The 9,490-nt window shown below is 54.4% G+C and carries 9 protein-coding genes and 1 pseudogene; 6 read left to right on the top strand and 4 right to left on the bottom strand.

The features are described 5' to 3' along the window. Positions 1–84 (top strand): annotated as a pseudogene (locus FEE96_RS23330) (IS481 family transposase); the annotation flags it as partial. Between the two features lie 55 nt (positions 85–139). On the opposite strand, the gene FEE96_RS23325 reads toward FEE96_RS23330, so the two are convergent. Beyond that, positions 140–2,524 (bottom strand): 1-deoxy-D-xylulose-5-phosphate synthase N-terminal domain-containing protein, encoded by a 2,385-nt coding sequence (locus FEE96_RS23325; RefSeq protein WP_138165535.1) that lies wholly within the window; start codon positions 2,522–2,524, stop codon positions 140–142. Between the two features lie 14 nt (positions 2,525–2,538). Continuing rightward, the gene (locus FEE96_RS23320) at positions 2,539–3,744 is read right to left on the bottom strand and encodes a methionine gamma-lyase (RefSeq protein WP_138165534.1); all 1,206 of its coding nucleotides are present in this window, start codon (positions 3,742–3,744) and stop codon (positions 2,539–2,541) included. Positions 3,745–3,859: 115 nt separating this feature from the next. Between FEE96_RS23320 and FEE96_RS23315 the strand changes: the two genes are divergently transcribed. After that, on the top strand, positions 3,860–4,318 hold the full coding sequence (locus FEE96_RS23315; RefSeq protein WP_138165533.1) for an Lrp/AsnC family transcriptional regulator: 459 nt from the start codon (positions 3,860–3,862) through the stop codon (positions 4,316–4,318). 7 nt (positions 4,319–4,325) lie between these two features. Here the strand turns inward: FEE96_RS23315 and FEE96_RS23310 are convergent, their stop codons facing one another. After that, entirely contained in the window at positions 4,326–4,775 is a 450-nt protein-coding gene (locus FEE96_RS23310; protein WP_138165532.1) for an Lrp/AsnC family transcriptional regulator, read from the bottom strand. Between the two features lie 122 nt (positions 4,776–4,897). Between FEE96_RS23310 and FEE96_RS23305 the strand changes: the two genes are divergently transcribed. From FEE96_RS23305 to FEE96_RS23290, 4 genes are read left to right on the top strand one after another with little or no spacing between them, the layout of a single operon-like run. Then, positions 4,898–6,046, top strand: coding sequence for an amidohydrolase (locus FEE96_RS23305; protein WP_138165531.1), 1,149 nt, complete (start codon positions 4,898–4,900; stop codon positions 6,044–6,046). Further along, positions 6,046–7,236 carry a diaminopropionate ammonia-lyase gene (locus FEE96_RS23300; protein ID WP_138165530.1) on the top strand — a complete coding sequence of 397 codons (1,191 nt, stop codon included), beginning with the start codon at positions 6,046–6,048 and terminating at the stop codon, positions 7,234–7,236. The genes FEE96_RS23305 and FEE96_RS23300 overlap by 1 nt, the downstream gene beginning before the upstream one ends. After that, positions 7,229–8,395: a M24 family metallopeptidase gene (locus FEE96_RS23295; protein ID WP_138165529.1), complete on the top strand. Its 1,167-nt coding sequence runs from the start codon at positions 7,229–7,231 to the stop codon at positions 8,393–8,395. Before FEE96_RS23300 ends, FEE96_RS23295 begins: the two co-directional genes overlap by 8 nt. 13 nt (positions 8,396–8,408) lie before the next feature. Beyond that, positions 8,409–9,149 (top strand): maleate cis-trans isomerase family protein, encoded by a 741-nt coding sequence (locus FEE96_RS23290; protein WP_138165528.1) that lies wholly within the window; start codon positions 8,409–8,411, stop codon positions 9,147–9,149. A 67-nt stretch (positions 9,150–9,216) separates the two neighbouring features. Here FEE96_RS23290 and FEE96_RS23285 read toward each other — a convergent pair. Continuing rightward, positions 9,217–9,490: flagellar biosynthesis repressor FlbT (locus FEE96_RS23285; protein ID WP_138165527.1), on the bottom strand; the 274-nt coding region annotated here is incomplete at its 5' end.

Here is a 9,490-nt window from a genome sequence, read left to right as displayed (position 1 = left end):
TGGGAGAGCTTTTACAACTTCCACCGACCTCACGGCGCACACGACGGAAAGACGCCTTACGAAGTCCTCAGGGAAAAGCTATAGTCAACAAACGGGATGTACCACGGGTAACCGCACCTTACAGATACCGCCAATAGCTTCAGGATACGGCTGAAAGATGCGAGATTTTCCGGCCGGTTGTGAGCTGCCCAACTGAACGTACCAACGAGTCCGCATCAATGCGAAAATGCCTGTACAGATCGGCAATTGTCCCAGTCTGGCCAAAGTGCTCAACGCCATGAGGCACAGTCTGGTGGCCATGAACTGAACCCAGCCATGATAGTGTTGCTGGGTGGCCGTCGATGACGGTGACAAGTTTGCAATGCTGCGGCAGATCTTTCAGCAATGTCTCTACGTGGGACTGCGCGGTGGCGATACCGTTTGAGCGTGCCCGTTGTGCAGCTGTCCAACCCGCGTTCAGCCGATCAGCTGATGTCACAGCCAGTACGCCAACATCTCGTCGGCCTTCACCTATTATGCCAGCGGCCTTGATGGCCTCGGGGGCGACCGCGCCTTGATAGGCGATAACTACTTCACAATTTGGCCCCGGTTTGCGCAACCAGTATGCACCATCAATGGCGCCCTGCCGGAAATCCTCATCGACGCGCTTACCCGGTTGTTCAATTGGGTTGGTGGTTAAGCGCAGGTAGACCGATCCACCGGTTTCGTCACGCAACCAAGTGCGTTCATCCGGATCGCTTTCGCCGTCTTTTTGCAAGTAAGCAAACGCCCATTGCATGATAACTGCCAGTTCGTCGGCAAATGCCGGTTCAAACGCGGCAAGCCCGTCCTGAGACATGCCGATCAGTGGTGTGCCAATAGATTGGTGCGCACCACCTTCAGGCGACAATGTGACGCCTGAAGGTGTACCCACGATCATAAACCGAGCATCCTGATAGCAGGCGTAGTTTAGCGCATCGAGGCCACGGGCGATGAACGGGTCATAAACCGTACCGATTGGGATCAATCGCTTACCAAAAACGGAATGGGACAACCCAGCCGCCGCAAGCAGCAGGAACAGGTTCATCTCTGCAATGCCCAGCTCGATATGCTGACCATTTGGCGCGAATTCCCATTTGGCGGTAGATGGGATGTTCTCTGCCTTAAAGGTATCAGCCTGATGGGTGCGGGCAAACAGTTTGCGGCGATTTACCCAAGGGCCAAGGTTGGTGGTGCCAGTAACGTCAGGTGAGGTTGTGACAATCCGTTCGGCCAGCAGGCTCTCCCCTTTTGACAGGTCATCCAAAATCTTGCCAAAGGCCATCTGGGTCGAAGTGTCCTTACCAGACGCTAGCTCAATGGCAGGCACATCGATGATTTCATCGTGATACCGGCGTGCGCCTTTGGCAAAGAATGGCGTTTGGTCTAAAAACGACTGAAGGTTATCCGGGTCGGAAACCGTTGCAAACTTCTCCCATTCCTGCCCTTCGGCGACGCCCATTTTCTTTTGCCATTCGACCATCTGGGTCTTGTTCATCAAGCCGCCATGGTTGTCTTTGTGTCCGGCAATAGGAGTGCCCCAGCCTTTGACGGTATAGGCCAGGAAGCATACAGGACGGTCGTGATTGATTGCCGCAAATGTATCGGCCATGGTCTGAACGCAGTTGCCACCGAGGTTTTCCATTAGCGCAGCAAGTTCATCGTCGTTCCGGCGCGCGATCAGGGCTGTAACGTCGCCCTGATCCCCCAGGCTTTCCATCAGGCGTTCGCGCCAGATTGCTCCGCCCATATAGGTTAGCGCGGAATACATCTGGTTTGGGCAGTTATCGATCCAGTTGCGTAGTTCCTCCCCGCCCGGTTCTTCAAACGCGGCCTGTTGAAGGTGGCCATATTTGACGCGAACAACGTCCCAGCCAAAAGCGTCAAATATCTGTTCGACGCGCTTGAACAGGCCTTCACGTACTACACCATCCAGCGACTGACGGTTATAGTCGATGATCCACCAGCAATTGCGCAGGTCGTTCTTCCAGCCCTCTTGAAGGGCTTCATAAATGTTGCCTTCATCCAGTTCTGCATCACCCACCAATGCAATCATTCGACCAAGGTTTTGATCTTCACCCCAGGATTTAGCCTGAATGTAATCTTGTATGATCGACGCAAAAGAGGTGATGGCAACCCCAAGCCCAACGGACCCAGTGGAGAAATCTACATCGTCGATATCCTTGGTGCGAGATGGATAGCTTTGCACGCCGCCGAAGCCGCGAAAGTTCTCCATTTTCTCACGAGTCTGATTTCCCATCAGATATTGTATGGCGTGAAAGATCGGCGAGGCATGGGGTTTCACGGCTACCCGATCTTCTGGGCGTAGTTCTGAAAAGTAGAGCGCCGTCATGATTGACACCATCGATGCCGAGGACGCCTGATGTCCGCCCACTTTAATCCCATCAGCCTTGGGCCGGATATGGTTGGCGTTGTGGATCATCCAATGTGATAGCCAAAGCAAACGCTGCTCTACGGTTTTCAACTGAGTTTTGTGGTCGGTCATATCTGAAACCCCTATCAAGCGGCTTTGGAGAGGGGCGCCTGCGGCAAGGCCTGCCGAAGATCCGCAAGGATGTCATCAATACCTTCCAGACCAACGGACAGGCGCACTAAGCCTTCGCTGATACCATGCAGGGCACGCTCTTCCGGGGTATAGGTGGAATGGGTCATGCTGGCGGGGTGCTGGATCAGGGTTTCCGCATCGCCAAGGGAGACTGCCCGGGTGATCAGCTGCAGCTTGTTCATCAGGGCGCGTCCTGCCTCTAACCCGCCTTCCAGCTCAAAGGCAATCATACCGCCGGACTGACTCATTTGACGAGCGGCGAGGTCGTACTGTTCAAAACTTGGCAAACCAGGGTACCAGACCTTTTGCACACCCGGCGCCACTTCGAGCATTTCGGCAATCGTCTGGGCGCTGGAACAATGGCGATCCATACGCAGTTCCAGTGTCTTCAATCCACGTAGGACCAACATCGCATTGAAAGGCGCCATAACCGCACCAGTCATGTCCTTCATGCCATACAGACGTATCTCCTGGATCAGCTCAGCGCTGCCAACCAGCAGGCCCGCAACCACATCGCCATGGCCGCCGAGATACTTGGTCGCCGAATGCAGGGCCAGATCAGCGCCAAGCTCAATTGGCCGGGTTAGGTAAGGCGTTGCATAGGTGTTGTCGACGACAACCTTTGCATTTCCTTCGTGTGCAATATCCGAAATCGCGCGAATGTTGACCAGCCGCATGTTTGGGTTGGCTGGCGTTTCGAAATACACGACTTTGGTTTTTTCACTAATCGCATCGCGCAGGTTTTCGGGGTTGGTCAGATCAACATGGGTCACGGTGACGCCAAATTTGGCCAACCCGTGCTGCATGAAAGAAAATGTGCAGCCGTATAGGGTTTTGTCGAGGATTACCTCGTCTCCGGGAGCTAGCAATGTCCAGATTGCAGAGGTGATTGCGCCCATGCCCGAGGCGAGTGCCAAACCGGCCTCAGCCCCTTCCAGCACAGCAATTCGCTTTTCCAGCAGATCACACGTTGGGTTGGAAATACGTGAATAGATATGTCCTGCACGCTCGCCAGCGAACATGTCACCCCCGGCTTCGGCCGTTTCAAATGCAAATGTCGAAGTCAAATGCAGTGGCGGCGTCAGTGACCCTTCGTTGTCCATTGGGTCGTAGCCATGGTGGATGGCACGAGTGGCGAAGCTGTCGGGTTGGTTGCGCATGATGATCTCCAGAAATTCTTTTGAGAAAATCTTAGGCTCATAAGATCTGTCATATATTGCGAACTCTGCCAGCATGTGACCATAAATTGGCATAATCTGCCAAAAAGGATCTAAAATGGATCATAAGGACCGCCAAATCATACGCGCATTGCAGCGAAATGGGCGTATGACGAATCAAGATCTAGCCGCCGAGGTTAGTCTGTCGCCATCCCCATGTTTGCGCAGAGTGAAGCTGCTCGAGAAAAGTGGTGCGATCAAAGGCTTTAGCGTTGATGTTGATGCGGCAGCTTATGGGTTGCCTGTGACGGTATTTGTGCGGGTGACGTTGGAACGCCACACAGATGACTGTGTTCAACAATTTGAGCAAAGTGTGAGCCAGGTTGATGAAGTTCTGGAGTGTTTTGTCATGACGGGCATGTCAGACTATTTACTACGAGTAGTGGTTGCGGACCTGGCGGACTACGAAAACTTTGTTCGTAAGCGGCTACATGCGATCGGTGGTATCGCGTCAATCGATACCAGTTTTGTCTACGGTGTGGTCAAGAAGTCGAGTGTTTTTCCAGTGATCGTTTAACCGTGTTTCACAGCACATCCAGCGAAACTTTAACCCTGTCCATGACCACGGATGTTTTGAACCGGCTGATATTGGATTCATCGAAGAAATGCGCCTGGGTGAATTCCTCGTATTCCTTGATGTCGTGGACATTCAGGATCAGCACAAAATCGCCTTCGCCAGTGGTGTAGTAACACTGCTGTACACAGGGTGCGTTGCGCATTTTTCGCTTAAAGGTGTCCAGATGGGCGCGGTTTTCGCGTTCAAGGATCACCTCGACGATGATCGTCATTTCGCGTCCCAATTTGGCGGGCGACAAAACAGCAATATCGCGTTCGATCACATTGCTGGCGCGAAGCTTCTGTAGGCGTTTTTGAACCGCAGCAGGAGATAGACCCACGTCCTGGCTGATCGACTCGGCGGTAAGTCGGGCATTGGTTTGCACAAGCCGCAGGATATCCAGATCTTTGTCGTCCATTTTCCGATTCCAGTCGTAACATGCGCCGTTGGCGACTATTTTAGTAGCCAAATCGAGAAATCAAAAGCCTGTCATCCCTTATTCTGATTATTCTGCCACGTAAGAGAGATAGTGAGGTGCCGATGACCGAGTTCCATCAAAAATTGACAGCGTTGCGGCGCGAATTTCACAAACACCCCGAACTTGGGTTTCGTGAAGTTCGGACTAAAGCATCCGTTGCCCAGTACCTTCGAGACCTTGGATTGGAGGTCCACGAAGGGGTAGGGGTTGTTGGCCTTTTGCGGGTTGGTTCTGGGAACAGGGCCATTGGTCTGCGTGCGGATATGGATGCGCTGCCAATTACCGAAATTTCCACACACGGTTACACATCTGAAAATGCGGGTGTCATGCACGCCTGTGGCCATGACGGGCATATGACAATGTTACTGGGGGCGGCTGAACGGTTGGCGGTTGAGGGTGGCTTTGACGGTACGGTCATTTTTTTGTTTCAGCCCAATGAGGAGCACGGTTTGGGTGCACAGGCGATGATTGATGAGGGGGTGCTGGAGCAGTTCCCCATCGAAGAGGTTTACGCCATTCACAATTTGCCGGGCGCGCCCTTAGGGCAAGTTTCAACGCGAACCGGATTGATCTGCGCCAGCGAAAGCCTGTTTGAGATCACGATAACCGGGCAGGGCGGTCATGCCTCGATGCCCCAGGTCGGTATTGATGCTTTACCCATCGGGGCAGAGCTGGTGCTCGCGTTGCAATCTGTTGTTTCGCGCAAGCTGGCACCAGGTGCAGGCGCCGTTGTTTCGGTCACCGAATTTCTGACTGATGGGCTGCGTAATGTACTGCCGGGTCAGGTCGTGTTGAAAGGTGACGTGCGCGCACGCGCACCAGAGGATCGTGATGCCATTGAGCGGTTCATGCGCCAGATTTCAGAAGGAATTGCAAGTGCCCACGGGGCTTCGGTCAGTGTGGACTTCACTACCGAATTTGTGGAAACCATCAATGCTGACGGACCAACTGAAGCTGCCTACCGGGCAGGTAATGCCGCCAGTCTGGATGTCTTGCGTGATCGTGCGCCAATGAGCTTTTCAGAGGATTTTGCCCGGTTCTGCAATGCCGTACCAGGGTGTTTTTTGCTGATGGGCAATGGAACCGAAGGCCCTAACGGCCAGCCGCTGCATGCGGCAGACTATGACTTCAATGACGCCTTGCTGCCGATTGGCGCAGAGTTTTGGGTGCAGCTGGTGCGTGACCGGCTCCCTGCAGAAAAGGACAAATGATGACCAAGATTTTCGCCACTGCTAAACTGCAGCACATTTCGGGTACACCCGAGAATAATGGAGCTGCAGACCGGGTCTTATCCAAAGAGGATTTTCAGGCCGCCCATGCGGAAATCACGGCTTGGGAAGGCCACGCGCCGACGCCTTTGGTTGCCCTAAATGCCCTTGCGTCCAGCATTGGTGTCGCCCGGATTGACTACAAGCACGAAGGACCGCGGTTTGGTCTGGGCAGCTTCAAAGCGCTTGGTGGGGCATATGCTGCGATGCGGGTGCTTGGGCGTGAATTGTCTCGTCGCTTGGAGACAGAAGTTGCTCTGAGCGACATTCGGGCTGGCGACTATGCCAAGGACTGTGCGCAGATCACTTTGGTTTCCGCTACGGATGGCAACCATGGGCGTTCTCTGGCCTGGGGCTGCAAACGGTTTGGAGCACCCTGCCGCATTTATATTCACAGCGAGGTGAGTGAGGGGCGCGCGCAGGCGATGAGTGATTTGGGGGCAGACGTGATCCGGATTGACGGCGATTATGATGCATCAGTCGCGTTGGCCCGGAAAGAAGCAGAAGAAAACGGTTGGTTTGTGGTTTCTGACACATCGTGGGAAGGCTATAGCGAACCGCCTCGCGATGTGATGGCAGGATATGGTGTCATGACACGAGAGGCCTGCGAAGCCCTGGACCAAGCCCCGACGCATGTGTTTCTGCAAGGTGGTGTTGGCGGGCTGGCGGCTTCAGTTGCTGCAGCACTGCGTCAGTACTGGGGGGGGCAGAGTCCCCGTGTAGTCGTGGTTGAACCTGAGCTAGCAGCCTGCCTTTTTGAAAGCGCTCGCCAAGGTCAGCCAACCAGTGTCCAAATCTCTGAAGAGACCATCATGGCAGGCCTGTCCTGCGGTGAACCTTCTGAAATGGCCTGGGAGATTTTGCGCGAGGAAACCTCAGATTTCCTGACCATTCCAGATACAATTGTCGCCCCAGCCGTGCGTCTTCTTGCACGTCCAATGGGGGCAGATCCCGCAATTGAAGCGGGGGAAAGTGCTGTTGCGGGTTTGGCGGCTCTGATTTCAGCATGCCAATCTACACAGCTTTCGGCCACACTTGGATTGGATAAGACATCGCGCGTGTTGCTGATCGGTTCCGAAGGTGTCACTGACCCGACGATTTTCGCTGAGATCATGGAGGGGGCTGATGTCTGACCAGCCAAAGCGGGGTTTTCCAGACAAGGAATTCGCAGATCGCACCCGTCGTGCGCAAGCCTTGATGGCCAAGCAGGGGCTAGCGGGGCTGCTGTTAATGACAGAACCAGAGGTTCGCTATTTCAGCGGCTTTCACACTCTGTTTTGGCAAAGTCCAACGCGCCCATGGTTCCTATTTGTTCCAGCGACTGGAAAGCCAATCGCGGTCATCCCCGAAATTGGGGTCGCATTGATGCGGACGACTTGGATCAAGGATATTCGCTGTTGGAGCGCCCCATCTCCCAATGATGATGGCATAAGCTTGTTGACCGAATTGCTGAACCCGCTGTCGTGCGAGGGCGCGCGCATTGGTGTGATGAAAGGTCATGAAACAGCGCTGCGCATGCCCCTGGGGGATTATGAGCGGCTTATGACTGGGCTGCCGGGGCTTGAGGTCGCTGATGCAACCAGTCTGGTGCGCAGTCTGCGGATGGTTAAATCTGAAGCAGAAATCGAGAAGCTAGCTCACATTTGTGCAATCGGTTCACGAAGTTTCGATCAGGTACCAAATTTGGCCCATGAAGGGCTGCCGCTGGAAGACCTGTTCCGCGCCTTTCGCCGCGAGGCACTGGCACAAGGCGCAGATGATGTACCCTACTTGGTTGGAGGTGCCGATCAGGGTGGGTATCACGATGTGATTTCTCCGCCCACGCCGCGTCCCTTACAATCTGGTGACATTTTGATGCTGGACACGGGCGCCACCTGGGAAGGATATTTTTGCGATTTCGACCGTAATTTTGCAATTGGCCGGGCGGATGACGCGTCGCAGCGGGCCTATGATGTCTTGTGGCGTGCGACGGAAGCCGGGTTGGCAGCTGCTCGCCCCGGCAACACCTGCCGCGATCTGTTTAATGCGATGCAGGGCGTGATCTCCGAGATTGACGAACAGACAGGTGACGTTGGGCGGTTGGGGCATGGGTTGGGTATGCAATTAACTGAATGGCCGTCGCACGCAGAATTTGACGATACGATAATTGAGGAAAATATGGTTCTCACACTCGAACCCTCACTCGGTTATGGCGAGGGGCGTCTTATGGTGCACGAGGAAAACATTGTTGTCCGCGCTGATGGAGCATCACTTCTGACTAAGCGGGCCGCGGATGAACTGCCGGTAATCTGAAGAGGAGGGCGGGATGAAACTCGATTTTGAAACGGACGAAGGGATTGGCACCCGAGCGACGCTGGGTGTGATTGTTTTGGAAACTGACGAAACGCTGGAGCCTGAATTTGCGCGGATGACAGATCTGGAAGGCGTTACGCTCTATCATAGCCGGATCCCAATGGTGTCCGAAATCCGCCCCGATACACTCGCACAGATGGAAGCTGACCTTCCGGCGTCAGCCCGCTTATTGCCACCTTCCTTGCCGTTCGACGTGATCGGCTATGGCTGTACTTCAGCCTCCAGTGTGATTGGCTCCGAAAACGTAGCACACTCTGTGCGCACGGTGTTTCCGAATGCCCGTGTTACTGATCCCTTGGCGGCGATTATCGCCGCAGGGAAACGTCTGGGTATCGAACGATTGGGGTTTGTTACGCCATATGTGCCGGAAGTGTCGGAGCGCATGCGTGGTCGACTGGAAGAGGGTGGCTTTGAGATCGCGGCATTCGGGTCGTTTGAAGAAGGTGATGACCGCGTCGTGGCGCGGATAACAGAGCAGTCTATTTTAGCTGCAGCTGTACAGGTTGCGCAAACTGCCCCTTGTGAAGCGGTTGTCATTGCCTGCACTAACCTACGTTGTCTGAGCGTCATTCCTGAGATTGAGGTCAGAACCGGTATACCGGTATTTTCCAGCAATCAGGCTTTGGCCTGGCATATGCTTCGACTGGCCGGCGTCGAAGATCAGCGACCTGCATTTGGGCGCTTGTTTGCGTGAATTGCCCCCTGACTAAAAGGGGCAATTCAATTCTACCTTACCATCTGTGGGGCGGATGGTTTGGTTTCTAAGACGGTCGTACCGCCATCAGGCGATCCTCTCGTGGTAACAGGTTCCGCAGTGCTTTGAGGCAGCGGTAGTGGTTGTTCTGGATCACTGCTTCGGTGGCTTCAGCGAGTGAAGCACGGCTATCGGGATCGGTGAACACCTGGCTTAGATCTTCGATCCGGCGCAGCATTGGCAGGCGATCTTCTTCGGCGTCGATATCACCGGTCAGGATCAACTGGGCGGCGTAACAGACGCGGCGTACCGGGGTATTGGCATTCTCCGGGTGGATTGCA

It is taken from the genome of Parasedimentitalea maritima, assembly GCF_005771405.1.
Taxonomy (GTDB): Bacteria; Pseudomonadota; Alphaproteobacteria; order Rhodobacterales; family Rhodobacteraceae; genus Parasedimentitalea; species Parasedimentitalea maritima.
This window is presented reverse-complemented; position numbering and strand designations above follow the sequence as displayed.